The 24171-nt window shown below is 60.4% G+C and carries 21 protein-coding genes; all 21 read left to right on the top strand.

Annotation, left to right across the window (positions count from 1 at the left end):
* Window positions 1–13 precede the first annotated feature (13 nt).
* The 21 genes from HU765_RS22195 (at window position 14) to nuoN (ending at window position 23990) form a co-directional block, all read left to right on the top strand.
* Window positions 14–460, top strand: a complete 447-nt coding sequence (locus tag HU765_RS22195) for an NUDIX hydrolase (protein ID WP_186622983.1) — start codon at window positions 14–16, stop codon at window positions 458–460.
* Between the two features lie 59 nt (window positions 461–519).
* Window positions 520–1644, top strand: a complete 1125-nt coding sequence (mnmA, locus tag HU765_RS22190) for a tRNA 2-thiouridine(34) synthase MnmA (RefSeq protein ID WP_186622982.1) — start codon at window positions 520–522, stop codon at window positions 1642–1644.
* Window positions 1641–2264, top strand: coding sequence for a high frequency lysogenization protein HflD (gene hflD, locus HU765_RS22185; protein WP_186551810.1), 624 nt, complete (start codon window positions 1641–1643; stop codon window positions 2262–2264). Before mnmA ends, hflD begins: the two co-directional genes overlap by 4 nt.
* A 126-nt stretch (window positions 2265–2390) precedes the next feature.
* Window positions 2391–3761 carry an adenylosuccinate lyase gene (gene purB, locus HU765_RS22180; protein ID WP_186622980.1) on the top strand — a complete coding sequence of 457 codons (1371 nt, stop codon included), beginning with the start codon at window positions 2391–2393 and terminating at the stop codon, window positions 3759–3761.
* An 86-nt stretch (window positions 3762–3847) separates the two neighbouring features.
* Window positions 3848–5017, top strand: coding sequence for a cupin domain-containing protein (locus HU765_RS22175; protein WP_186551808.1), 1170 nt, complete (start codon window positions 3848–3850; stop codon window positions 5015–5017).
* Window positions 5010–5435 carry a GNAT family N-acetyltransferase gene (locus HU765_RS22170; protein WP_186622978.1) on the top strand — a complete coding sequence of 142 codons (426 nt, stop codon included), beginning with the start codon at window positions 5010–5012 and terminating at the stop codon, window positions 5433–5435. Before HU765_RS22175 ends, HU765_RS22170 begins: the two co-directional genes overlap by 8 nt.
* Before the next feature lie 416 nt (window positions 5436–5851).
* A complete protein-coding gene (locus tag HU765_RS22165) occupies window positions 5852–6613 on the top strand; it encodes a secretin N-terminal domain-containing protein (RefSeq protein ID WP_186551807.1) in 762 nt (253 codons plus the stop codon).
* Between the two features lie 473 nt (window positions 6614–7086).
* Complete coding sequence (gene aceA, locus HU765_RS22160) at window positions 7087–8412, top strand: isocitrate lyase (protein ID WP_186622975.1); 1326 nt, start codon at window positions 7087–7089, stop codon at window positions 8410–8412.
* A gap of 643 nt (window positions 8413–9055) precedes the next feature.
* Window positions 9056–9469, top strand: coding sequence for an NADH-quinone oxidoreductase subunit A (locus tag HU765_RS22155; protein ID WP_003223812.1), 414 nt, complete (start codon window positions 9056–9058; stop codon window positions 9467–9469).
* Window positions 9470–9479: 10 nt separating this feature from the next.
* Entirely contained in the window at window positions 9480–10154 is a 675-nt protein-coding gene (locus HU765_RS22150; RefSeq protein WP_007951456.1) for an NADH-quinone oxidoreductase subunit B, read from the top strand.
* Between the two features lie 69 nt (window positions 10155–10223).
* Window positions 10224–12008 carry an NADH-quinone oxidoreductase subunit C/D gene (gene nuoC, locus HU765_RS22145; RefSeq protein ID WP_186622973.1) on the top strand — a complete coding sequence of 595 codons (1785 nt, stop codon included), beginning with the start codon at window positions 10224–10226 and terminating at the stop codon, window positions 12006–12008.
* A 2-nt stretch (window positions 12009–12010) separates the two neighbouring features.
* Complete coding sequence (gene nuoE, locus HU765_RS22140; RefSeq protein ID WP_003223804.1) at window positions 12011–12508, top strand: NADH-quinone oxidoreductase subunit NuoE; 498 nt, start codon at window positions 12011–12013, stop codon at window positions 12506–12508.
* The gene (gene nuoF / locus HU765_RS22135; protein WP_064363636.1) at window positions 12505–13860 is read left to right on the top strand and encodes an NADH-quinone oxidoreductase subunit NuoF; all 1356 of its coding nucleotides are present in this window, start codon (window positions 12505–12507) and stop codon (window positions 13858–13860) included. The genes nuoE and nuoF overlap by 4 nt, the downstream gene beginning before the upstream one ends.
* A gap of 136 nt (window positions 13861–13996) precedes the next feature.
* Window positions 13997–16711, top strand: coding sequence for an NADH-quinone oxidoreductase subunit NuoG (gene nuoG, locus HU765_RS22130; protein WP_186622971.1), 2715 nt, complete (start codon window positions 13997–13999; stop codon window positions 16709–16711).
* Complete coding sequence (nuoH, locus tag HU765_RS22125; RefSeq protein ID WP_039763316.1) at window positions 16708–17715, top strand: NADH-quinone oxidoreductase subunit NuoH; 1008 nt, start codon at window positions 16708–16710, stop codon at window positions 17713–17715. Before nuoG ends, nuoH begins: the two co-directional genes overlap by 4 nt.
* 11 nt (window positions 17716–17726) lie before the next feature.
* Window positions 17727–18275, top strand: coding sequence for an NADH-quinone oxidoreductase subunit NuoI (gene nuoI, locus HU765_RS22120; RefSeq protein WP_186534151.1), 549 nt, complete (start codon window positions 17727–17729; stop codon window positions 18273–18275).
* A 9-nt stretch (window positions 18276–18284) separates the two neighbouring features.
* Window positions 18285–18785: an NADH-quinone oxidoreductase subunit J gene (gene nuoJ, locus HU765_RS22115; RefSeq protein ID WP_007951462.1), complete on the top strand. Its 501-nt coding sequence runs from the start codon at window positions 18285–18287 to the stop codon at window positions 18783–18785.
* A 3-nt stretch (window positions 18786–18788) separates the two neighbouring features.
* Entirely contained in the window at window positions 18789–19097 is a 309-nt protein-coding gene (gene nuoK / locus HU765_RS22110; protein ID WP_003180046.1) for an NADH-quinone oxidoreductase subunit NuoK, read from the top strand.
* Window positions 19094–20947 carry an NADH-quinone oxidoreductase subunit L gene (gene nuoL, locus HU765_RS22105; RefSeq protein ID WP_186551804.1) on the top strand — a complete coding sequence of 618 codons (1854 nt, stop codon included), beginning with the start codon at window positions 19094–19096 and terminating at the stop codon, window positions 20945–20947. Before nuoK ends, nuoL begins: the two co-directional genes overlap by 4 nt.
* 39 nt (window positions 20948–20986) lie before the next feature.
* Window positions 20987–22519: an NADH-quinone oxidoreductase subunit M gene (gene nuoM, locus HU765_RS22100; RefSeq protein WP_016775285.1), complete on the top strand. Its 1533-nt coding sequence runs from the start codon at window positions 20987–20989 to the stop codon at window positions 22517–22519.
* A gap of 7 nt (window positions 22520–22526) precedes the next feature.
* Window positions 22527–23990 carry an NADH-quinone oxidoreductase subunit NuoN gene (gene nuoN, locus HU765_RS22095; protein ID WP_186622969.1) on the top strand — a complete coding sequence of 488 codons (1464 nt, stop codon included), beginning with the start codon at window positions 22527–22529 and terminating at the stop codon, window positions 23988–23990.
* The last annotated feature ends 181 nt before the right edge of the window (window positions 23991–24171 follow it).

The following is a 24171-nucleotide window of genomic DNA, read 5'->3' as shown; positions in this document are numbered from 1 at the left end:
TTGAGGAGGTTTTATGGAATGGCTCCCCCACATCACCGTCGCCACCGTCGTCGAGGACAACGGCCGTTTCCTGATGGTCGAAGAGCACAAGGCCGGGCGTAACGTGCTCAATCAGCCGGCCGGGCATCTCGATCCGGATGAAACACTGATCGACGCCGCCATCCGCGAAACCCTTGAAGAAACCGGCTGGGACGTCGAACCCACCGCAGTCATCGGCATTTACCTGTACACCGCACCGAGCAACGGTGTGACTTATCAGCGTGTATGTTTCAGCGCCAAAGCCGTGCAACACTACCCGGATTACCAACTCGACGACGGCATCCTCGGCGCCAAGTGGCTGACCCGCGACGAATTAATTGCCCAGCGCGACAACTGGCGCAGCGAGCTGATCATCCGTTGCATCGACGATTACCTGGCCGGTCATCACTTCAGCCTCGAACTGATCCGCCCTTCTCTTTAGCCTTGCGGCCGCGAGCCTGATAGAATCGCGCCCTTTTCCAAGACACTCATTGAATCCCTATGCGTGATCCAGCCCCTTCTGACACATCCAAGCAGCGCGTCATTGTCGGCATGTCCGGCGGCGTGGACTCTTCCGTTTCCGCACTTCTGCTGATCGAGCAGGGCTATGAAGTGGAAGGCCTGTTCATGAAGAACTGGGAAGAAGACGACGGAACGGAATACTGCACCGCCATGGACGATCTGGCGGATGCGCAGGCCGTGTGCGACAAAATCGGCATCAAGCTGCACACCGCCAACTTTGCCGCCGAGTACTGGGACAACGTGTTCGAGCATTTCCTCGCCGAATACAAGGCCGGACGCACCCCAAACCCGGACATCCTCTGTAACCGCGAGATCAAGTTCAAAGCGTTCCTCGACTACGCCATGATGCTCGGCGCCGACCTGATTGCCACCGGCCACTATGTGCGCCGCCGCGACATCGACGGTCGCACCGAACTGCTCAAGGGCCTGGACCCGAACAAGGATCAGAGCTATTTCCTGCACGCCGTCGGCGGTGAACAGATCGCCAAGACGCTGTTCCCGGTCGGCGAACTGGAAAAGCCGCAAGTACGCGAAATTGCCGAGAAATACGAGCTGGCCACCGCGAAGAAGAAGGATTCCACCGGGATCTGCTTTATCGGCGAGCGGCGCTTCAGCGATTTCCTCAAGCAATACCTGCCAGCCCAGCCAGGCGAGATCAAGACCACCGAAGGCGAAGTCATCGGCCGTCACCACGGCTTGATGTACCACACCATCGGCCAGCGCCAGGGCCTCGGCATCGGCGGCCTGAAAGACGCCGGTGATGAGCCGTGGTACGTGCTGCGCAAAGATCTGGACACCAACGAGCTGATCGTCGGCCAGGGCAACAACCATCCGTGGCTGTTTTCCAGCGCCCTGCTCGCCTCGGAAATCTATTGGGTCAACCCGATCGACCTGAGCCAGCCGATGCGCCTGACCGCCAAAGTGCGTTATCGCCAGAGCGATCAGGCCTGCACCCTGGAAAAAACCGCCAACGGCTACCGCGCCGTGTTCGACGAACCGCAACGCGCGGTGACGCCGGGTCAATCGGTGGTGTTCTATGACGGGGAAATCTGCCTCGGCGGCGGCGTGATTGAAGTCGCCGAACCGTGGAGCGGCCAGGCATGAGCCCGACTCAGGAGCAACTGACGGCGCTGGGCGGTGTGTTTCTCGCCGCTGTGCTGGTCGACCGCATCGCCAAGACCGGACAGACCCACGAAGCCGGCCTGAGCTGCATGCTCGGCAGCCTGCTGGTGCGCGATCCGAAAGATACATTGGATGTGTACGGCGGCGATGACCTCAATCTGCGCGAAGGCTACCGCGCGCTGATCGGCGCCCTTGAACGTGATCCAAGCACCTTGCAGCGCGAGCCGCTGCGCTACGCCCTGTCGATGCTCGGTCTGGAGCGGCAGTTGGCCAAGCGCGGCGACATGCTGGAAGTGATCGGCAAGCGTCTGCCGCAGATCCAGTCGCAGGTCGAGCACTTTGGCCCGGCCCACGAAAACGTGATCGCCGCGTGTGGCGCGCTGTATCAGGACACCCTGAGTACGCTACGCCAACGCATTCAAGTGCACGGCGACATGCGCAACCTGCAGCAGCCAAGCAACGCCTCGAAAATCCGCGCCCTGCTTCTTGCCGGTATTCGCTCGGCGCGCCTCTGGCGCCAGCTCGGCGGCCATCGCTGGCAGTTGGTGATCAGCCGCCGCAAGCTGCTCAAAGAGCTGTATCCGTTGATGCGCAGCGAGTAAACGCTACGCCATAAAAGCTTTGTAGTCTGTAACGCGTAATACGCCGGTCAGTTGGCAGCGGATCGGCGGATTTTTTCATGTATGATACGCGCCCCATTTCGTTGCCCGACTGTCCGAGAACACCCCATGCAGCTCTCTTCGCTCACTGCGGTTTCCCCTGTAGACGGCCGCTACGCCGGCAAAACCCAGGCCCTGCGCCCGATTTTCAGCGAGTACGGTCTGATCCGTGCCCGCGTCCTGGTTGAAGTGCGCTGGCTCCAGCGCCTGGCCGCCCACGCCGGTATCCCTGAAGTACCGGCCTTCTCCACCGAAGCCAACGCCGTTCTCAATGAACTGGCGGAAAACTTCTCGCTGGAGCACGCCGAGCGCGTCAAAGAGATCGAGCGCACCACCAACCACGACGTCAAGGCGATCGAATACCTGCTCAAGGAGCAGGCGGCCAAGCTGCCGGAGCTGGCCAAGGTCAGCGAGTTCATCCACTTTGCCTGCACCAGCGAAGACATCAACAACCTGTCCCACGCCCTGATGCTGCGCGAAGGCCGTGACGAGGTGATGCTGCCGCTGATGCGCCAGACCGCCAACGCCATCCGCGAGCTGGCCATCCGTTTCGCCGACGTGCCAATGCTGTCGCGCACCCACGGTCAGCCGGCTTCGCCGACCACTTTGGGTAAAGAACTGGCGAACGTGGTTTACCGCCTCGAGCGTCAGATCGCTCAGGTCGCTGCCGTTCCGCTGCTGGGCAAGATCAACGGCGCTGTCGGCAACTACAACGCGCACCTGTCGGCCTACCCACAGATCGACTGGGAAGCCAACGCCCGCGCCTTCATCGAAGACGAGCTGGGCCTGGGCTTCAACCCGTACACCACGCAGATCGAACCGCACGACTACATTGCCGAACTGTTCGACGCCATTGCGCGCTTCAACACCATCCTGATCGACTTCGACCGTGACATCTGGGGCTACATCTCCCTGGGCTATTTCAAGCAGCGCACCATCGCCGGCGAAATCGGTTCGTCGACCATGCCGCACAAGGTCAACCCGATCGACTTCGAAAATTCCGAAGGCAACCTGGGCATCGCCAACGCGCTGTTCCAGCACCTGGCGAGCAAACTGCCGATCTCCCGCTGGCAGCGCGACCTGACCGACTCCACCGTATTGCGCAACCTCGGTGTCGGCTTCGCCCACAGCGTGATCGCCTACGAAGCCAGCCTCAAAGGCATCAGCAAACTCGAGCTGAACGAGCAGAAGATTGCCGCCGACCTTGATGCTTGCTGGGAAGTATTGGCCGAGCCGATCCAGACCGTGATGCGCCGCTACAACATCGAAAACCCGTACGAAAAACTGAAAGAACTGACCCGCGGCAAGGGCATCAGCCCTGAAGCGCTGCAGACTTTCATTGATGGCCTGGACATGCCAGCCGAGGCGAAAGCCGAGCTCAAGCAACTGACCCCGGCCAACTACATCGGCAACGCTGTGGCACAAGCCAAACGCATCTGATCGACCGTTTGCCCCGTTTAAGACGCCCGGCCGCGCCGGGCGTTTTTATTCCCGTCTGAAAAGTGCTTTTTTTCAATAGGTTACATATGAATTCCGATATTCCTCTTCAACTTCTGGGCGGCCTTACAGCACGCGAATTCTTGCGCGACTACTGGCAGAAAAAACCGCTGCTGATTCGTCAGGCGATTCCTGACTTCGAAAGCCCGATCGACGCTGACGAACTGGCCGGCCTGGCTTTGGAAGAAGAAGTCGAATCGCGTCTGGTCATCGAGCACGGCGAGCGTCCATGGGAACTGCGTCGCGGCCCGTTTGCCGAAGACGAGTTCAGCAAGCTGCCCGAGCGCGAGTGGACCCTGCTGGTACAAGCGGTCGACCAGTTCGTGCCGGAAGTCAGCGAACTGCTGGAAAACTTCCGCTTCCTGCCGAGCTGGCGCGTCGACGATGTGATGATCAGCTTCGCCGCCCCAGGTGGCAGCGTCGGTCCGCACTTCGACAACTACGACGTGTTCCTGCTTCAGGGCCACGGCAAGCGCAACTGGAAAATCGGCCAGATGTGCGATTCCGAGAGCCCGCTGTTGCAGCACGCCGATCTGCGCATCCTCGCCGAATTTGAACAGACCGAAGAATGGGTGCTGGAGCCAGGTGACATGCTCTACCTGCCACCGCGTCTGGCCCATTGCGGCGTCGCGGTCGACAACTGCATGACCTACTCAGTGGGCTTCCGCGCCCCGAGCGCCGCTGAAGTGCTGACCCATTTCACCGACTTCCTCAGCCAGTTCCTGACCGACGAAGAGCGCTACACCGATGCCGACGCACAGCCAGCGGCCGACCCGCATCAGATCCAACATGACGCGCTGGATCGCCTGAAAAGCCTGCTCGCCGAACACATGAGCGACGAGCGCCTGCTGCTGACCTGGTTCGGCCAGTACATGACCGAGCCGCGCTACCCGGAACTGGTGGTCGGCCCGGAAGACGTCGAAGAAGAAGATTTCCTCGCCGCCCTCCAGGACGGCGCCGTCCTGATTCGCAACCCGAGCGCGCGTCTGGCCTGGTCCGAAGTCGACGACGACCTGCTGCTGTTCGCCAGCGGCCAGAGCCGTTACCTGCCGGGCAAGCTGCGCGAACTGCTGAAGCTGATCTGCGCCGCCGACGCCCTGCACACCGACAACCTCGGCGAGTGGCTGAACGACGAAGACGGTCGCGGCCTGCTGTGCGAACTGGTCAAGCAAGGCAGCCTGGGGTTCGCCGATGAATAAAATTCGCGTTCGTGTCGCAGACTGGCAGAAGGATATCGCCGAGATCCGGCGCATTCGTGAAGCGGTGTTCATCGCCGAGCAATCGGTGCCGCCCGAGCTTGAGTGGGACGCGGACGACGCGACCGCTGTGCATTTTCTGGCCTTTGAAGGCGACTTTCCGATTGGCACCGCGCGCCTGCTGCCCGATGGGCACATCGGCCGGGTCTCGGTGCTGAAAGACTGGCGCGGGATGAAGGTCGGTGACGCGCTGATGCAAGCGGTGATCGCCGAAGCCGAAGCGCGCGGCCTGAAGCAACAGATGCTCAGCGCGCAGGTGCAGGCCACGGCGTTCTATGAGCGCCTGGGGTTCAGCCTGGTCAGCGAGGAGTTTCTCGAGGCCGGGATTCCGCATGTCGATATGGTTCGCCATTCGGCCTGATACGGAGGCGCGGCCTTCGCGAGCAGGCTCGCTCCCACAGGGAGTCTCCAGCGAACACAGATTTTGTGTGCAGCAGAGATCCAATGTGGGAGCGGGCTTGCTCGCGAAGAAGCCCTCCAGCACAGCGCAAAATTCACTACTGAACATGCAAAACCCTGTGGCGAGGGGATTTATCCCCGTTCGGCTGCGCAGCAGTCGCCAACCCAGCGCGCTCGATTCAACTGACTCGCCGCGTTTTCAGGATTTGGGGCTGCTTCGCAGCCCATCGGGGATAAATCCCCTCGCCACAAGAGCAGTTCTCGAAACGCCCCGTCATCCAACGCTGCCGGGGCGTTTTGCTGTCTACGATTCAACTTGCCCCACCCCGGGCCGACAAACTGGCACTATCAAGCCTTTCGAACGCGGAGATAACGGACATGTCCCTACGCACCCTGCTCACCACCCTGCTGCTCGGTTGCAGTTTTTCGGTGCTGGCAGCCACAGAAATCGTCCCCCTCAAGTACCACACCAGCGCCGACATGCTGCCGGTGGCGCAGGATTTTATCGGCCAGGACGGTCAGGTCAGCGCTTACGGCAATCAACTGATCGTCAAGGCCGAGCCGGGCAAGATTCAGGAATTGAAGGACCTGCTGGCGCAACTCGATACCGCGCCCAAGCGCTTGCTGATCACCGTCGACACCAATGAAAACAACGGCCGTGGCGACGAAGGTTACTCGGTCAACGGCGCCCAGCCGAATCAGACCCGCATCATCAGCCGCAGCACCACCAGCCGTAACGGCGGCGTGCAACAGATTCAGGCCAGCGAAGGCGCTCCGGCATTGATTCAGGTCGGTCAAAGCGTGCCGATCACCAACACCCAGAGCGATTCCTACGGCGGTTACAGCAGCGAAACCCAATACCGCAACGTCACCCAGGGTTTCTACGTCACCGCCAGCGTCACCGGCGACACCGTTCATCTGGCAATCAGTACCAACCGTGACCGCATGAGCCAGGAACGTCCCGATGTAGTGAACGTGCAAAGCACCGACACAACCGTCACCGGGCGCCTCGGTGAATGGATCACCCTGGCGGGCGTCAACAGCCAGACTCAGGCCGACAAACAGGGCCTGACCCGCAGCTACTCGACTCAAGGCCGGGATGACATGACCCTGCGGGTGAAAGTCGACACGCTGGACTAAAGCACCGAAAACTGACTGATTAGTCGTATTAGACGAAAGATGTAGTGCTTGAAAAAAAGCACTACAAAACGTTTGACGAGGCAAAAAAGCAGAGGCATGATGGCCTCGCTCCCGCTAATCAGAGGCCCTGGCAAGGGCCTTCGAAGCGCCGTTCGCACCTACCCCGCGAACCGTTTCGTGTCTGTACCGCCCACAAGGTGTGTTTGACGAGGTTGCCGACTGGAACGAAGTTGTCCCGAGGGACGGAAGCGTATTTAGGTAACCCGGCTTCACGCTGTTGATCGCATAAAGGCCCACGACGCCCAAATGTGCCTGCAGTACGCCACTACCTGCTCACTTCCCCTCGAGCCCATCGTTCATCCCGTCGCCTACCCCGCCGAATCCGCCATGACCCCGAAGCTTCTGGTCAGCGAGCGCAGGAATTTTCCACCGCAGAACAACTTTTCATAAAAGACGCGACGAGGTTTATCTCCATGGCACTGACACGCGAACAGCAAATTGCAGCCCTCGAAAAAGACTGGGCTGAGAACCCGCGCTGGAAAGGCGTGACTCGCACTTACTCCGCTGCTGACGTGGTCCGTCTGCGTGGCTCGGTTCAGCCTGAGCACACTTTTGCGAAGATGGGCGCCGAGAAGCTGTGGAACCTGGTCACCCAGGGTGCCAAGCCGTCCTTCCGTCCTGAGAAAGATTTCGTCAACTGCATGGGCGCCCTGACCGGCGGTCAGGCTGTGCAGCAAGTCAAGGCCGGTATCCAGGCGATCTACCTGTCGGGCTGGCAAGTGGCAGCGGACAACAACTCCGCAGAATCGATGTACCCGGACCAGTCGCTGTACCCGGTGGACTCGGTGCCAACCGTGGTCAAGCGCATCAACAACTCGTTCCGTCGCGCCGACCAGATCCAGTGGAAAGCCGGCAAGAACCCGGGCGATGAAGGCTACATCGACTACTTCGCGCCAATCGTGGCCGACGCAGAAGCCGGTTTCGGCGGCGTGCTGAACGCCTACGAGCTGATGAAAAGCATGATCGAAGCAGGCGCCGCCGGCGTTCACTTCGAAGACCAACTGGCGTCCGTGAAGAAATGCGGACACATGGGCGGCAAGGTACTGGTACCCACCCAGGAAGCCGTACAGAAGCTGACCGCTGCGCGTCTGGCAGCTGACGTTGCTGGCACACCGACCATCATTCTGGCCCGCACCGACGCCAACGCGGCTGACCTGCTGACCTCCGATTGCGACCCGTACGACCAGCCATTCGTCACTGGCGAACGTACTCAGGAAGGTTTCTACAAGGTGCGTGCCGGCCTGGATCAAGCCATCGCCCGTGGTCTGGCTTACGCGCCATACGCCGATTTGATCTGGTGCGAAACTGCCAAGCCGGACCTGGACGAAGCCCGTCGCTTCGCCGAAGCGATCAAAAAGGAATACCCGGACCAGCTGCTGTCGTACAACTGCTCGCCTTCCTTCAACTGGAAGAAAAACCTGGACGACGCGACCATCGCCAAGTTCCAGCGCGAACTGTCCGCCATGGGCTACAAGCACCAGTTCATCACCCTGGCCGGCATTCACAACATGTGGCACAGCATGTTCAATCTGGCGCACGACTACGCCCGCAACGACATGACTGCCTACGTGAAGCTGCAAGAGCAGGAATTCGCTGACGCCGCCAAGGGTTACACCTTCGTGGCTCACCAGCAGGAAGTGGGCACCGGCTACTTCGACGACATGACCACCGTGATCCAGGGCGGCTCGTCCTCGGTGACCGCGCTGACCGGTTCGACCGAAGAAGAACAGTTCCACTGATAACGCTTCGCTGAGCAAACGGCCTTTGCGGATCGAATAAAAAGCTAACTGCAGAGCCGCAAGAGACTGACGCCCCGACTGGTTCGGGGCGTTTTTTTGCCTGCGTGAATCTCAAAGACACCACAAATCCTTTGTAGGAGTGAGCCTGCTCGCGATAGCGGTGTGTCCGTCACCCGATGCGTTACAGGAACACTGCTATCGCGAGCAGGCTCACTCCTACAGGTTTTGTATTGCCTGTGCGAAAACATTGATCTGACGCGGTACAGACGTCAGAAATTTCCGCTAAAACGGTAGGCTTCGCTACTTGCAGTAACGCGCAAGTAAGACAACTTCCCAACCACTCACTCGTTAAACAGTTACAAAACCACTCCAAACGATATCAATTATCATTCAGCGGCAACTATGTTCGTTACATTCCCTACAAAACATAATTGATGGAAACCCGCCTAATGCCCGCAACGCATGGGCCGCAGGGCTGTGAGGAAGCGCTATGTCCTTAATCCGGTAAATAATTTCGCCTTTGGAATTTTACTTGCCGGGTGTTTAGCCATAAAATCAGCCCGATTGATTGCTGCGACATATCGTCACTGCCTATTTCTTTATCAAGCTCAGAGACCTTTGCTCTCTGTTAAGGATTACCAGCATGCCCGAAGCGACAGGACTCATGGCCCACAACTGGGGCTTTGCCATTTTCCTTCTGGGTGTCGTCGGCCTGTGTGCCTTCATGCTTGGCGTCTCCAGCCTCCTTGGGTCAAAAGCCTGGGGTCGCAGCAAAAACGAACCGTTCGAGTCGGGCATGCTACCTACCGGTGGCGCCCGCTTGCGGCTCTCAGCCAAATTCTATCTGGTCGCGATGCTGTTCGTGATCTTCGATATCGAAGCCCTCTTTCTCTTTGCATGGTCTGTGTCCGTCCGCGAAAGCGGCTGGACCGGATTCGTCGAAGCTCTCGTTTTCATAGCAATTCTGTTGGCAGGTCTTGTCTACCTGTTCCGAGTGGGCGCCCTTGACTGGGCTCCGGAAGCTCGTCGCAAGCGGCAGGCGAAGCTGAAACAATGAGGCTTTGGCAATGCAATACAATCTCACCAGGATCGACCCCGATGCTCCTAACGAGCAGTATCCGATTGGCCAGCGGGAAACCGTTTCCGATCCGTTAGAAGATCAAGTCCACAAAAACATTTTCATGGGCAAGCTGGAAGACGTGCTGAGTGGCGCGGTCAACTGGGGACGTAAGAACTCCCTGTGGCCGTACAACTTCGGCCTGTCGTGCTGCTACGTGGAAATGACCACCGCCTTCACGGCGCCCCACGACATCGCGCGCTTTGGCGCCGAAGTGATCCGGGCCTCGCCGCGTCAGGCCGACTTCATGGTTATCGCCGGTACCTGCTTCATCAAGATGGCGCCGATCATTCAGCGTCTCTACGAGCAGATGCTCGAACCGAAGTGGGTTATCTCCATGGGTTCGTGCGCCAACTCCGGCGGCATGTACGACATCTACTCCGTGGTTCAAGGCGTAGACAAGTTCCTGCCCGTGGACGTCTACGTACCTGGCTGCCCGCCCCGTCCGGAAGCATTTCTGCAAGGCTTGATGCTGTTGCAGGAATCGATTGGACAGGAGCGTCGTCCGCTTTCCTGGGTCGTTGGTGATCAAGGCGTGTATCGCGCCGACATGCCTTCGCAAAAGGAGCAGCGCCGCGAACAGCGAATCGCAGTCACCAACCTGCGCAGCCCTGACGAAGTCTGATCCAGTTCTGTTCCAAGTAACGAGAAGCTGGCTTCATTCTTTACGTTGACCGAAAGCGAAAAAATAACCATGACTACAGGCAGTGCTCTGTACATCCCGCCTTACAAGGCAGACGACCAGGATGTGGTCGTCGAACTGAACAACCGTTTTGGCGCTGAAGCGTTTACCGCGCAGGCAACCCGCACCGGCATGCCGGTGCTGTGGGTGGCTCGCGCCAAACTGGTTGAAGTCCTGACTTTCCTGCGCAACCTGCCCAAGCCGTACGTCATGCTCTATGACCTGCACGGCGTGGACGAGCGTTTGCGCACCAAGCGTCAAGGGCTGCCGACCGACGCCGATTTCACCGTGTTCTATCACCTCATGTCGCTGGAGCGTAATAGTGACGTGATGATCAAGGTCGCCTTGTCCGAAGGCGACCTCAGCATGCCTTCCGTCACCAGCATCTGGCCGAACGCCAACTGGTACGAGCGTGAAGTCTGGGACATGTTCGGCATCGACTTCAAAGGCCACCCGCACCTGTCGCGCATCATGATGCCGCCGACCTGGGAAGGTCACCCGCTGCGCAAGGACTTCCCGGCGCGCGCCACCGAGTTCGACCCGTACAGCCTCAACCTCGCCAAGCAGCAGCTTGAAGAGGAAGCGGCGCGTTTCCGTCCTGAAGACTGGGGCATGAAGCGTTCCGGGGCCAACGAGGACTACATGTTCCTCAACCTCGGTCCGAACCACCCTTCGGCGCACGGTGCATTCCGCATCATTTTGCAGCTGGACGGCGAAGAGATCGTCGACTGCGTTCCGGACATCGGTTACCACCACCGTGGCGCCGAGAAGATGGGCGAGCGTCAATCCTGGCACAGCTACATTCCGTACACCGACCGCATCGACTACCTCGGCGGGGTCATGAACAACCTGCCGTACGTGCTCTCGGTCGAGAAGCTCGCCGGGATCAAGGTGCCCGAAAAGGTCGACGTCATCCGCATCATGATGGCCGAGTTCTTCCGTATCACCAGCCACTTGCTGTTCCTGGGTACGTACATCCAGGACGTCGGCGCCATGACCCCGGTGTTCTTCACGTTCACCGACCGCCAGAAGGCGTACACGGTGATCGAAGCCATCACCGGTTTCCGCCTGCACCCGGCCTGGTACCGCATTGGTGGCGTCGCCCACGACCTGCCGCGCGGCTGGGAAAAACTGGTCAAGGACTTCGTCGAGTGGATGCCCAAGCGTCTGGACGAATACACCAAGGCCGCCCTGCAGAACAGCATTCTCAAGGGCCGTACCGTCGGCGTCGCCGCCTACAACACCAAAGAAGCCCTGGAATGGGGCGTCACCGGTGCCGGCCTGCGTTCGACCGGTTGCGATTTCGACCTGCGTAAAGCGCGTCCGTACTCGGGCTACGAGAACTTCGAATTCGAAGTTCCGCTGGCCGTCAACGGCGACGCCTACGACCGCTGCATGGTTCGCGTTGAAGAGATGCGCCAGAGCATCAAGATCATCGACCAGTGCATGCGCAACATGCCCGAAGGCCCGTACAAGGCGGATCACCCGCTGACCACGCCGCCGCCGAAAGAGCGCACGCTGCAGCACATCGAAACCCTGATCACGCACTTCCTGCAGGTTTCGTGGGGCCCGGTCATGCCGGCCAACGAATCCTTCCAGATGATCGAAGCGACCAAGGGCATCAACAGTTATTACCTGACGAGCGACGGCGGCACCATGAGCTACCGTACCCGGATCCGCACCCCAAGCTTCCCGCATCTGCAACAGATCCCTTCGGTGATCAAAGGCAGCATGGTCGCGGACTTGATTGCGTACCTGGGTAGTATCGACTTCGTTATGGCCGACGTGGACCGCTAAGCATGAACAGCACGCTTATCCAGACAGACCGTTTCACCTTGAGTGAAACCGAGCGCTCGGCCATCGAGCACGAGCTGCATCACTACGAAGACCCGCGCGCGGCGTCGATCGAAGCCCTGAAGATCGTTCAGAAGGAACGCGGCTGGGTGCCGGATGGCGCCCTCTACGCGATCGGCGAGATCCTCGGCATCCCGGCCAGCGACGTTGAAGGCGTGGCGACGTTCTACAGCCAGATCTTCCGTCAACCGGTCGGCCGCCACATCATTCGCGTCTGTGACAGCATGGTCTGCTACATCGGCGGCCACGAGTCGGTAGTCAGCGAAATCCAGAACAATCTGGGCATCGGCCTGGGCCAGACCACCGCCGACGGTCGTTTCACCCTGCTGCCGGTCTGCTGCCTCGGCAACTGCGACAAGGCACCGGCGCTGATGATCGACGACGACACCTTTGGCGACGTCCAGCCTGCTGGCGTGGCCAAACTGCTCGAGGGCTACGTATGACCCTGACATCTTTCGGTCCTGCCAACCGCATTCAGCGTTCGGCCGAGACTCACCCGCTGACCTGGCGTCTGCGCGATGACGGCGAAGCCGTGTGGCTCGACGAATACCAGGCCAAGAACGGTTACGCCGCTGCGCGCAAGGCCTTCGCCGACATGGATCAGGACGCCATCGTCCAGACCGTGAAGGACGCTGGCCTCAAGGGTCGCGGCGGCGCAGGCTTCCCGACCGGCGTGAAGTGGGGCCTGATGCCCAAGGACGAATCCATCAACATTCGCTATCTGCTGTGCAACGCGGATGAAATGGAGCCGAACACCTGGAAAGACCGCATGCTGATGGAGCAACTGCCCCATCTGCTGATCGAAGGCATGCTGATCAGTGCTCGCGCGCTGAAAACCTACCGTGGCTATATCTTCCTGCGTGGCGAATACACCACCGCCGCCAAGCACCTCAACCGTGCCGTAGAAGAAGCCAAGGCTGCTGGCCTGCTGGGCAAGAACATCCTCGGTTCCGGTTTTGATTTCGAGCTGTTCGTGCACACCGGCGCCGGGCGTTACATCTGCGGTGAAGAAACTGCACTGATCAACTCCCTCGAAGGCCGCCGCGCCAACCCGCGCTCCAAGCCGCCCTTCCCTGCCGCCGTCGGCGTGTGGGGCAAGCCGACCTGCGTGAACAACGTCGAAACCCTGTGCAACGTGCCGGCGATCATTGCCGACGGCGTTGACTGGTACAAATCGTTGGCCCGCGAAGGCTCCGAAGACATGGGCACCAAGCTCATGGGCTTCTCCGGCAAGGTCAAGAACCCGGGCCTGTGGGAGCTGCCATTCGGCGTCACCGGTCGCGAACTGTTCGAAGATTACGCCGGCGGCATGCGCGACGGCTTCAAGCTCAAGGCCTGGCAGCCAGGTGGCGCCGGTACCGGTTTCCTGTTGCCAGAGCACCTCGACGCACAGATGTACGCCGGCGGCATCGCCAAGGTCGGCACCCGTATGGGTACCGGTCTGGCGATGGCGGTGGATGACAGCGTCAACATGGTCTCGCTGCTGCGCAACATGGAGCAGTTCTTCGCCCGCGAATCCTGCGGTTTCTGCACCCCGTGCCGCGACGGTTTGCCATGGAGCGTCAAGCTCTTGATGGCCATCGAGCAAGGCAAGGGCCAGCCAGGCGACATCGAGACCCTGCTGGGTCTGGTCGGTTTCCTCGGCCCGGGCAAGACCTTCTGCGCTCACGCACCGGGTGCCGTTGAGCCGTTGGGCAGTGCCATTAAATACTTCCGTCCCGAGTTCGAAGCCGGTATCGCGCCTGTCAGCGCCGCCGTCCCGCCTCTGGCAAGGCCGATCGTAGTCGGCGCGTAAACGTTTAAGAAGGCGAAGGGTCCGTGCCCTTCGCCTTTCGTCCGATGACGCCCTTCGGGGCTGTTTGGATTCGGACGCATAACAAGATTCCATTAGCCACGCCCGCTGACACCGGGCCAACGAAGACCTTTGAACCATGGCCACTATCCACGTAGACGGCAAAGCGCTCGAAGTCGACGGGGCAGACAACCTGTTACAGGCATGTCTGTCGCTGGGCCTCGACATTCCATATTTCTGCTGGCACCCCGCGCTTGGTAGCGTCGGGGCCTGTCGCCAGTGCGCGGTCAAGCAGTACACCGACGAGAACGACACCCGTGGTCGCATCGTCATGTCCTGCATGACGCCTGCCACCGACAACACCTGGATCTCCATCGACGATGAAGAATCCAAGGCGTTCCGCGCCAGCGTTGTCGAATGGCTGATGACCAACCACCCGCACGACTGCCCGGTGTGCGAAGAAGGCGGTCACTGCCACCTGCAAGACATGACGGTAATGACCGGCCACAACGAGCGCCGTTACCGCTTCACCAAGCGCACCCACCAGAACCAGCAACTGGGCCCGTTCATTTCCCACGAGATGAACCGCTGCATCGCTTGCTACCGCTGTGTGCGTTTTTACAAGGATTACGCTGGCGGCACCGACCTTGGTGTATTCGGCGCCCACGACAACGTGTACTTCGGTCGCGTTGAAGACGGCATTCTCGAAAGCGAGTTCTCCGGCAACCTTACCGAGGTCTGCCCGACCGGTGTGTTCACCGACAAGACTCACTCCGAGCGCTACAACCGCAAATGGGACATGCAGTTTGCCCCGAGCATCTGCCATGGCTGCTCGAGCGGCTGCAACATTTCCCCGGGCGAGCGTTACGGTGAACTGCGTCGTATCGAAAACCGCTTCAACGGTTCGGTGAACCAGTACTTCCTCTGCGACCGTGGCCGTTTCGGTTATGGCTACGTCAACCGCACCGACCGTCCACGGCAGCCGCTGCTGGCCGACGGCACCAAGCTGAGCCTCGACGCTGCGCTGGATAAAGCCGCCGATCTGCTGCGCGGTCGCAACATCGTCGGTATCGGTTCGCCGCGTGCCAGCCTCGAAAGCAACTACGCGTTGCGCGAACTGGTCGGTGCCGAGCACTTCTATTCGGGCATTGAAGCTTCCGAGCTGGAGCGCATCCGTCTGGTCCTGCAGGTGCTGAATAACAGCCCGTTGCCTGTGCCGAACATGCGCGAGATCGAAGACCACGACGCGATTTTCGTCCTCGGCGAAGACCTGACCCAGACCGCTGCGCGTATGGCGCTGGCCCTGCGTCAGTCGGTCAAGGGCAAGGCTGAAGACATGGCCGAAGCCATGCGCGTCCAGCCTTGGCTTGACGCTGCGGTGAAGAACATCGGTCAACACGCGCTGAATCCGCTGTTCATCGCCAGCCTCGCCGAAACCAAGCTCGACGACGTCGCCGAAGAATGTGTACACGCCGCTCCCGACGATCTGGCGCGCATCGGTTTTGCCGTTGCTCACGCACTGGATGCCAGCGCCCCGGCCGCTGACGGTCTGGACGCCGAAGCGCTGGAACTGGCGCAGCGCATCGCCGACGCCCTGCTTGCCGCCAAACGCCCGCTGATCATTGCCGGTACTTCGCTGGGCTCCAAAGCGCTGATCGAAGCCGCCGCCAACATTGCCAAAGCGTTGAAGCTGCGCGAGAAGAACGGTTCGATCAGCCTGATCGTGCCGGAGGCCAACAGCCTCGGTCTGGCCATGCTCGGTGGTGAATCGGTCGACGACGCGCTGCAAGCGGTTATCGATGGCAAGGCCGACGCCATCGTCGTGCTGGAAAACGATCTGTACACCCGCACCGCCAAAGCCAAGGTCGATGCCGCACTGGACGCCGCGAAAGTGGTGATCGTCGCCGACCATCAGAAAACCGCTACCACCGACCGCGCACAACTGGTGCTGCCAGCGGCGAGCTTCGCCGAGGGCGACGGTACGCTGGTCAGCCAGGAAGGCCGCGCCCAGCGCTTTTTCCAGGTTTTCGATCCGCAGTACATGGACGCGAGCATTCTGGTTCACGAAGGCTGGCGCTGGCTGCACGCCTTGCGCGCCACCCTGCTCAACCAGCCGATCGACTGGACGCAACTCGACCACGTTACCGCTGCCGTTGCTTCGAGCACCGCGCAACTGGCGCGTATCGTCGACGCTGCACCGTCGGCTGCGTTCCGCATCAAGGGTCTGAAACTGGCGCGTGAGCCGCTGCGTTACTCCGGTCGCACCGCGATGCGCGCCGACATCAGCGTTCACGAACCACGTACCCCGCAAGACAAGGACACCGCATTCGCCTTCTCCATGGAAGGTTACTCGGGCTCCGCCGAACCGCGTCAGCAGGTTCCTTTTGCATGGTCGCCGGGCTGGAACTCGCCACAAGCGTGGAACAAGTTCCAGGACGAAGTCGGTGGTCACCTGCGCGCTGGCGATCCGGGCACCCGCCTGATCGAAAGCACCGGTGATTCGCTGAACTGGTTCGCTGCTGCGCCGCGCGCGTTCAACCCGGCACCGGGTACCTGGCAAGCCGTGCCGTTCTTCCACTTGTTCGGCAGCGAAGAAAACTCTTCGAAAGCCGCACCAGTGCAAGAGCGCATTCCGACGCCTTACGTGGCTCTGGCGAAATCCGAAGCGGATCGCCTCGGCGTCAACGACGGTGCCCTGTTGAGCCTGAACGTGGCCGGCCAGACCTTGCGTCTGCCGCTGCGCATCAATGAAGAACTGGGCGCTGGTCTGGTGGCATTGCCTGCGGGCATCGCCGGCATTCCACCGGCATTCGCCGGCGTGTCCGTCGACGGTCTGCAGGAGGCAGCGCAATGACCTGGTTCACCCCTGAAGTGATCGATGTGATCCTGACGGTCATCAAAGCCATCGTGATTCTGCTGGCCGTGGTGGTCGCAGGCGCCTTGCTCAGCTTTGTCGAACGTCGCCTGCTGGGCTGGTGGCAGGACCGTTACGGTCCGAACCGCGTTGGCCCGTTCGGCATGTTCCAGATCGCTGCCGACATGCTGAAGATGTTCTTCAAGGAAGACTGGACCCCGCCGTTTGCCGACAAGGTGATCTTCACCCTGGCGCCGGTGGTGGCCATGTCCGCCCTGCTGATCGCCTTTGCGATCATCCCGATCACCCCGACCTGGGGCGTGGCGGATCTGAACATCGGCCTGCTGTTCTTCTTCGCGATGGCCGGTCTATCGGTCTATGCGGTGCTGTTCGCCGGATGGTCGAGTAACAACAAGTTCGCCCTGCTCGGCAGCTTGCGTGCCTCGGCGCAGACCGTGTCCTACGAAGTGTTCATGGGCCTGGCCCTGATGGGCATCGTGGTGCAGGTCGGCTCGTTCAACATGCGCGACATCGTCGAGTACCAGGCGCAGAACCTGTGGTTCATCATTCCGCAGTTCTTCGGCTTCTGTACCTTCTTCATTGCTGGCGTGGCCGTGACTCACCGTCACCCGTTCGACCAGCCGGAAGCGGAACAGGAACTGGCCGACGGTTACCACATTGAATACGCCGGTATGAAATGGGGCATGTTCTTCGTCGGTGAATACATCGGCATCATCCTGATCTCGGCGCTGCTGGTCACCCTGTTCTTCGGTGGCTGGCACGGTCCGTTCGGCATCCTGCCGCAACTGTCCTTCGTCTGGTTCGCATTGAAGACCGCGTTCTTCATCATGCTGTTCATCCTGCTGCGCGCCTCTATCCCGCGTCCGCGTTATGACCAGGTGATGGATTTCAGCTGGAAATTCTGCCTGCCACTGACCCTGATCAATTTGCTGGTAACCGCTGCGGTTGTGTTGTTGAACACGCCTGCGGTTGCGGTTCAGTGAGGATTTGACCCATGTTCAAATATATTGGCGACATCATTAAGGGTACCGGTACCCAGTTGCGCAGCATGGTCATGATCTTCGGTCATGGCTTTCGCAAGCGCGACACCCTGCAATATCCCGAGGAGCAGGTCTACCTGCCGCCGCGCTACCGTGGCCGCATCGTCCTGACCCGCGATCCCGATGGCGAAGAACGCTGCGTAGCCTGCAACCTGTGCGCCGTGGCGTGCCCGGTGGGTTGCATCTCGCTGCAGAAAGCTGAAACCGAAGACGGTCGCTGGTACCCGGACTTCTTCCGGATCAACTTCTCGCGCTGCATTTTCTGCGGTCTTTGCGAGGAAGCCTGTCCGACCACCGCGATCCAGTTGACCCCGGATTTCGAGATGGCCGAGTTCAAACGTCAGGACCTGGTGTACGAGAAAGAAGATCTGTTGATCTCCGGCCCCGGCAAAAACCCTGATTACAACTTCTATCGTGTTGCAGGTATGGCAATCGCTGGCAAGCCGAAAGGCGCTGCGCAGAACGAAGCCGAACCGATCAACGTGAAGAGCTTGCTGCCTTAAGGAAGAACGATGGAATTCGCTTTCTATTTCGCATCGGGTATCGCTGTTGTGTCCACGTTACGCGTGGTCACCAACACCAACCCTGTGCATGCCCTGCTCTACCTGATCATCTCGTTGATTGCCGTGGCCATGACCTTCTTCGCCCTCGGCGCGCCGTTCGCCGGTGTGCTGGAAGTGATTGCCTACGCCGGCGCCATCATGGTGTTGTTCGTGTTCGTGGTGATGATGCTCAACCTGGGTCCAGCCTCGGTGCAGCAGGAACGCACCTGGCTCAAGCCCGGCATCTGGGCAGGGCCGGTAATTCTTGCCGCCCTGCTGCTGGCCGAACTGCTGTATGTGCTGTTCGCTCACCAGAGCGGCCAGGCCATCGGCCACACCACCGTAGATGCGAAAGCCGTGGGCATCAGCCTGTTCGGCCCGTACCTGCTGGTGGTCGAACTCGCCTCGATGCTGCTGCTCGCCGCAGCCGTCACGGCGTTCCATTTGGGCCGTAACGAGGCGAAGGAGTAACACATGCCTGCTATCCCTCTCGAACATGGACTGGCGGTTGCCGGCATCCTGTTCTGCCTTGGTCTGGTCGGCCTGATGGTCCGCCGCAACATTTTGTTCGTGTTGATGAGTCTGGAAGTGATGATGAACGCCTCTGCGTTGGCCTTCATCGTTGCGGGCGCCCGCTGGGCGCAGCCGGATGGACAGATCATGTTCATCCTGGTGATCAGCCTGGCAGCCGCCGAGGCCAGTATTGGCCTGGCGATCCTGCTGCAACTGTATCGCCGCTTCCACACGCTCGATATCGACGCTGCCAGTGAGATGCGCGGATGAACCTGATCTTTCTGACTTTCGTATTTCCTCTAATCGGTTTCCTGCTGCTGTCGTTCTCCCGTGGACGCTGGTCGGAAAACCTCTCGGCGCTGGTCGGCGTGGGTTCCATTGGCTTGTCGGCGATTGTCACCGCTTACGTCATCTGGCAATTCAACGTCGCGCCTCCCGAAGGCGGTCACTACACCCTGGTGCTTTGGCAGTGGATGGCGGTGGAAGGCTTCAAGCCTGACTTCGCCCTCTACGTCGATGGCCTGTCGATCACCATGCTCGGCGTGGTGGTTGGCGTAGGTTTCCTGATCCACCTGTTCGCGTCCTGGTACATGCGCGGCGAAGCGGGTTACTCGCGCTTCTTCTCGTACACCAACCTGTTTATCGCCAGCATGCTGTTCCTGGTACTCGGCGATAACCTGTTGTTCCTGTACTTCGGCTGGGAAGGCGTGGGCTTGTGCTCGTACCTGTTGATCGGTTTCTACTACAGCAACCGCAACAACGGTAACGCCGCACTCAAGGCCTTCATCGTGACCCGGATCGGTGACGTGTTCATGGCCATCGGCCTGTTCATCCTGTTCCAGCAAGTGGGCACGCTGAACATTCAGGAACTGCTGGTGCTGGCACCGCAGAAATTCCAGGTCGGCGACTTCTGGATCACGCTGGCGACCCTGATGCTGCTCGGCGGTGCTGTCGGCAAATCGGCACAACTGCCGCTGCAAACCTGGCTCGCGGATGCGATGGCCGGCCCTACCCCGGTTTCGGCACTGATCCACGCTGCAACCATGGTGACCGCGGGTGTCTACCTGATCGCCCGTACCCACGGTCTGTTCACCCTGGCACCGGACATCCTGCACCTGGTCGGCATCGTCGGTGGCGTAACGCTGGTACTGGCCGGTTTTGCCGCGCTGGTGCAGACCGACATCAAACGCATCCTCGCCTACTCGACCATGAGCCAGATCGGCTACATGTTCCTGGCGCTGGGCGTTGGCGCCTGGGAAGGCGCGATCTTCCACCTGATGACCCACGCCTTCTTCAAGGCCCTGCTGTTCCTGGCGTCCGGTGCGGTGATCGTGGCCTGCCACCACGAGCAGAACATCTTCAAGATGGGCGGTCTGTGGAAGAAGCTGCCACTGGCTTACGCCAGTTTCATCGTCGGTGGTGCGGCGCTGGCCGCTCTGCCACTGGTCACCGCCGGCTTCTACTCGAAGGACGAAATCCTCTGGGAAGCGTTTGCCAGCGGCAACCAGGGTCTGCTTTACGCAGGTCTGGTCGGTGCGTTCATGACGTCGCTGTACACCTTCCGCCTGATCTTCATTGCGTTCCACGGTGAAGCCAAGACCGAAGCCCACGCCGGTCACGGCATTGCACATTGGTTGCCACTGTCGGTGCTGATCGTGCTGTCGACCTTCGTCGGCGCGATGATCGTGCCGCCGCTGCACGGCGTTCTGCCGCAAAGCGTTGGACATGCCGGCGGCGAAGCCAAGCACAGTCTGGAAATCGCCTCGGGCGCCATCGCCCTGGCCGGTATCCTGCTGGCAGCGCTGCTGTTCCTCGGCAAGCGTCGCTTTGTCACGGCAATCGCCAACAGCGGCATCGGCCGTTTCCTTTCGGCCTGGTGGTTCGCTGCCTGGGGCTTCGACTGGATCTACGACAAACTGTTCGTCAAGCCGTACCTTGCGATCAGCCATGTACTGCGCAAAGACCCGCTCGACCAGACCATTGGTCTGATCCCGCGTATGGCCAAGGGTGGTCACACTGCCCTGAGCCGCACCGAGACCGGTCAACTGCGTTGGTACGCCGCCTCGATGGCTGCTGGTGCCGTGCTGGTGATCGGCGCCATCGTGCTGGTAGCGGTCTGATATGAACCTTGCGAATTTGCGAAAGGAAACGAGCCCGTCATGATTCTGCCTTGGCTAATCCTGATCCCCTTCATCGGCGGCCTGCTGTGCTGGATGGGTGAGCGCTTCGGCGCTACCCTCCCGCGCTGGATTGCGCTGTTGACCATGACCCTGGAACTCGCACTCGGCCTCTGGCTGTGGGCCCACGGTGACTATTCATTCGCACCGGCGCCGGGCGCCGATCCGACCTGGGCGCTTGAGTTCAAGCATGTCTGGATCCAGCGTTTCGGCATCAATGTGCACCTGGCCCTCGACGGCCTGTCGCTGTTGATGATCCTGCTGACCGGCCTGCTGGGTATCCTCTCGGTACTGTGTTCGTGGAAAGAGATTCAACGTCACGTTGGTTTCTTCCACCTGAACCTGATGTGGATCCTGGGCGGTGTTGTCGGCGTGTTCCTCGCCCTCGACCTGTTCATGTTCTTCTTCTTCTGGGAAATGATGCTGGTGCCGATGTACTTCCTCATCGCGCTCTGGGGTCACAGTTCTTCGGACGGCAAGAAAACCCGGATCTACGCCGCGACCAAGTTCTTCATCTTCACGCAGGCTTCCGGCCTGATCATGCTGGTGGCGATCCTCGGTCTGGTGCTGGTCAACTTCAACAACACCGGCGTGATTACCTTCAACTACGCCGATCTGTTGAAAACCAAGATGTCGATGACCACCGAGTACATTCTGATGCTCGGCTTCTTCATCGCCTTCGCGGTCAAGCTGCCAGTCGTACCGTTCCACTCGTGGCTGCCTGACGCTCACGCACAGGCGCCGACCGCAGGTTCCGTCGACCTTGCCGGTATCCTGCTGAAAACCGCGGCCTACGGTCTGCTGCGTTTCGCCCTGCCGCTGTTCCCGAATGCTTCGGCCGAGTTTGCGCCGATCGCCATGACCCTCGGTCTGATCGGGATTTTCTACGGTGCGTTCCTGGCGTTCGCACAAACCGACATCAAGCGTCTGATTGCCTTCTCTTCCGTTTCCCACATGGGCTTCGTGTTGATCGGCATCTATTCCGGCAGCCAACTGGCGCTGCAAGGCGCAGTGATCCAGATGCTCGCGCACGGTCTGTCGGCAGCGGCGCTGTTTATCCTCAGTGGTCAGTTGTACGAGCGTCTGCATACTCGGGACATGCGTGAGATGGGCGGCCTGTGGTCGCGTATCGCTTACCTGCCGGCGATCAGCCTGTTCTTCGCTGCGGCGTCGCTGGGCTTGCCGGGTACCGGTAACTTTGTCGGCGAGTTCCTGATCCTGATCGGCTCTTTCGCCAGCGCTCCATGGGTCACGGCGATTGCCACTTCCGGTCTGGTGTTCGGTTCGGTCTATTCGCTGATCATGATCCACCGTGCCTACTTCGGCCCGTCGAAATCCGACGCGGTGCTGCACGGTATGGACGCGCGCGAACTGATCATGGTGCTCGGTCTGGCGGTGCTGCTGATTTACCTCGGCGTCTACCCGCAACCGTTCCTCGACACCTCTGCCGCCACCATGCATGGCGTGCAGCAGTGGCTCGGCACCGCCTTCTCTCAACTCGCTTCGGCCCGGTAAGAGCGCTATGGAATTCACGATTCAACACTTTATTGCGCTTGCGCCACTGTTGATCACCAGCCTCACCATTATCGTGGTGATGCTGGCAATCGCCTGGCGCCGCAACCACTCGCAGACCTTCCTGATTTCGGTGGCGGGTCTGAACCTGGCGCTGCTGTCGATCCTGCCGGCTCTGAAAGTCGCGCCTTTGGCCGTGACGCCATTGCTGCAGATTGATGCCTTCGCCTGCCTGTACATGGCGATGATCCTGGTCGCCACCCTCGCCTGCGTCACCCTCGCCCACGCCTACCTGGGTGATGGCGGTTCGGGTTACCCGGGCAACCGTGAAGAACTTTACCTGCTGATCCTGATGGCCGCTGCCGGTGGCCTGGTGCTGGTCAGCGCGCAGCATCTGGCCGGGTTGTTCATCGGTCTGGAACTGCTCTCGGTACCGGTTTACGGTCTGGTGGCTTACGCCTTCTTCAACAAGCGTTCGCTGGAAGCCGGCATCAAGTACATGGTGCTGTCGGCCGCGGGTTCCGCGTTCCTGCTGTTCGGTATGGCGTTGCTGTACGCCGATGCCGGTTCGCTGAGCTTCGTCGGCATCGGTCAGGCCCTGGCCGCGACCGGTCTGCCTAGCTCGCTGGCGCAACTGGGCCTGGGCATGATGCTGATCGGTCTGGCGTTCAAGCTGTCGCTGGTACCGTTCCACCTGTGGACGCCGGACGTTTACGAAGGTGCTCCGGCACCGGTAGCGGCGTTCCTCGCGACCGCTTCGAAGGTGGCAGTGTTTGCGGTGATGGTGCGTCTGTTCCAGATCTCCCCTGCCGCAAGCAGTGGTGTACTGAGTGACGTGTTGAGCGTCATCGCGGTCGCCTCGATCCTGTTCGGTAACCTGCTGGCCCTGACCCAGAGCAACCTCAAGCGTCTGCTCGGTTACTCGTCCATCGCGCACTTCGGTTACCTGCTGATCGCGCTGGTGGCGAGCAAAGGTCTGGCGGTGGAAGCCATCGGTGTTTACCTGGTCACCTACGTGATCACCAGCCTTGGCGCGTTCGGCGTGATCACGCTGATGTCGTCGCCGTACAACGGCCGCGACGCCGACGCTCTGTACGAGTACCGCGGCCTGTTCTGGCGCCGTCCGTACCTGACTGCCGTGCTGACCGTGATGATGCTGTCGCTTGCCGGCATCCCGCTGACCGCCGGCTTCATCGGCAAGTTCTACATCATCGCCAGCGGCGTCGAAACGCGTCAGTGGTGGCTGGTGGGTGCGCTGGTTCTGGGCAGCGCCATCGGCGTGTTCTACTACCTGCGCGTGATGGTCACCCTGTACCTGATCGAGCCAAACCTGCGTCGCCACGACGCCCAGTTGCACTGGGAACAAAAGGCAGGCGGCGTCATGCTGCTGGCCATCGCCCTGGTTGCGTTCTTCCTGGGCGTTTATCCGCAGCCATTGCTGGTGCTGGTACAACAGGCGGGTCTGGCGGGCTGATTGCCTGGCTGATCTGGCTGCAAATGCAAACGGCACCTTCGGGTGCCGTTTTTGTTTTTATAGAAGTTGATGTCGTGGGCGTTTGTACTGGCCTCATCACGGGCAAGCCCGCTCCGACAAAATTATCGGGTGCCACCAGATCCACTGTAGGAGTGAGCCTGCTCGCGATAGCGGTGGGTCC

This window comes from Pseudomonas sp. SWRI81 (assembly GCF_014268545.1).
GTDB lineage: Bacteria > Pseudomonadota > Gammaproteobacteria > Pseudomonadales > Pseudomonadaceae > Aquipseudomonas > Aquipseudomonas hamedanensis.
Note: the sequence above shows the minus strand (reverse complement) of the source record. Positions and strands in the feature narration are given on the sequence as shown.

Excerpts from the sequence above, each read along its gene's own strand:
- HU765_RS22195 (WP_186622983.1), top strand. The coding sequence starts at position 14 with ATGGAATGGCTCCCCCACATCACCGTCGCCACCGTCGTCGAGGACAAC.
- mnmA (WP_186622982.1), top strand. The coding sequence starts at position 520 with ATGCGTGATCCAGCCCCTTCTGACACATCCAAGCAGCGCGTCATTGTC.
- hflD (WP_186551810.1), top strand. The coding sequence starts at position 1,641 with ATGAGCCCGACTCAGGAGCAACTGACGGCGCTGGGCGGTGTGTTTCTC.
- purB (WP_186622980.1), top strand. The coding sequence starts at position 2,391 with ATGCAGCTCTCTTCGCTCACTGCGGTTTCCCCTGTAGACGGCCGCTAC.
- HU765_RS22175 (WP_186551808.1), top strand. The coding sequence starts at position 3,848 with ATGAATTCCGATATTCCTCTTCAACTTCTGGGCGGCCTTACAGCACGC.
- HU765_RS22170 (WP_186622978.1), top strand. The coding sequence starts at position 5,010 with ATGAATAAAATTCGCGTTCGTGTCGCAGACTGGCAGAAGGATATCGCC.
- HU765_RS22165 (WP_186551807.1), top strand. The coding sequence starts at position 5,852 with ATGTCCCTACGCACCCTGCTCACCACCCTGCTGCTCGGTTGCAGTTTT.
- aceA (WP_186622975.1), top strand. The coding sequence starts at position 7,087 with ATGGCACTGACACGCGAACAGCAAATTGCAGCCCTCGAAAAAGACTGG.
- HU765_RS22155 (WP_003223812.1), top strand. The coding sequence starts at position 9,056 with ATGCCCGAAGCGACAGGACTCATGGCCCACAACTGGGGCTTTGCCATT.
- HU765_RS22150 (WP_007951456.1), top strand. The coding sequence starts at position 9,480 with ATGCAATACAATCTCACCAGGATCGACCCCGATGCTCCTAACGAGCAG.
- nuoC (WP_186622973.1), top strand. The coding sequence starts at position 10,224 with ATGACTACAGGCAGTGCTCTGTACATCCCGCCTTACAAGGCAGACGAC.
- nuoE (WP_003223804.1), top strand. The coding sequence starts at position 12,011 with ATGAACAGCACGCTTATCCAGACAGACCGTTTCACCTTGAGTGAAACC.
- nuoF (WP_064363636.1), top strand. The coding sequence starts at position 12,505 with ATGACCCTGACATCTTTCGGTCCTGCCAACCGCATTCAGCGTTCGGCC.
- nuoG (WP_186622971.1), top strand. The coding sequence starts at position 13,997 with ATGGCCACTATCCACGTAGACGGCAAAGCGCTCGAAGTCGACGGGGCA.
- nuoH (WP_039763316.1), top strand. The coding sequence starts at position 16,708 with ATGACCTGGTTCACCCCTGAAGTGATCGATGTGATCCTGACGGTCATC.
- nuoI (WP_186534151.1), top strand. The coding sequence starts at position 17,727 with ATGTTCAAATATATTGGCGACATCATTAAGGGTACCGGTACCCAGTTG.
- nuoJ (WP_007951462.1), top strand. The coding sequence starts at position 18,285 with ATGGAATTCGCTTTCTATTTCGCATCGGGTATCGCTGTTGTGTCCACG.
- nuoK (WP_003180046.1), top strand. The coding sequence starts at position 18,789 with ATGCCTGCTATCCCTCTCGAACATGGACTGGCGGTTGCCGGCATCCTG.
- nuoL (WP_186551804.1), top strand. The coding sequence starts at position 19,094 with ATGAACCTGATCTTTCTGACTTTCGTATTTCCTCTAATCGGTTTCCTG.
- nuoM (WP_016775285.1), top strand. The coding sequence starts at position 20,987 with ATGATTCTGCCTTGGCTAATCCTGATCCCCTTCATCGGCGGCCTGCTG.
- nuoN (WP_186622969.1), top strand. The coding sequence starts at position 22,527 with ATGGAATTCACGATTCAACACTTTATTGCGCTTGCGCCACTGTTGATC.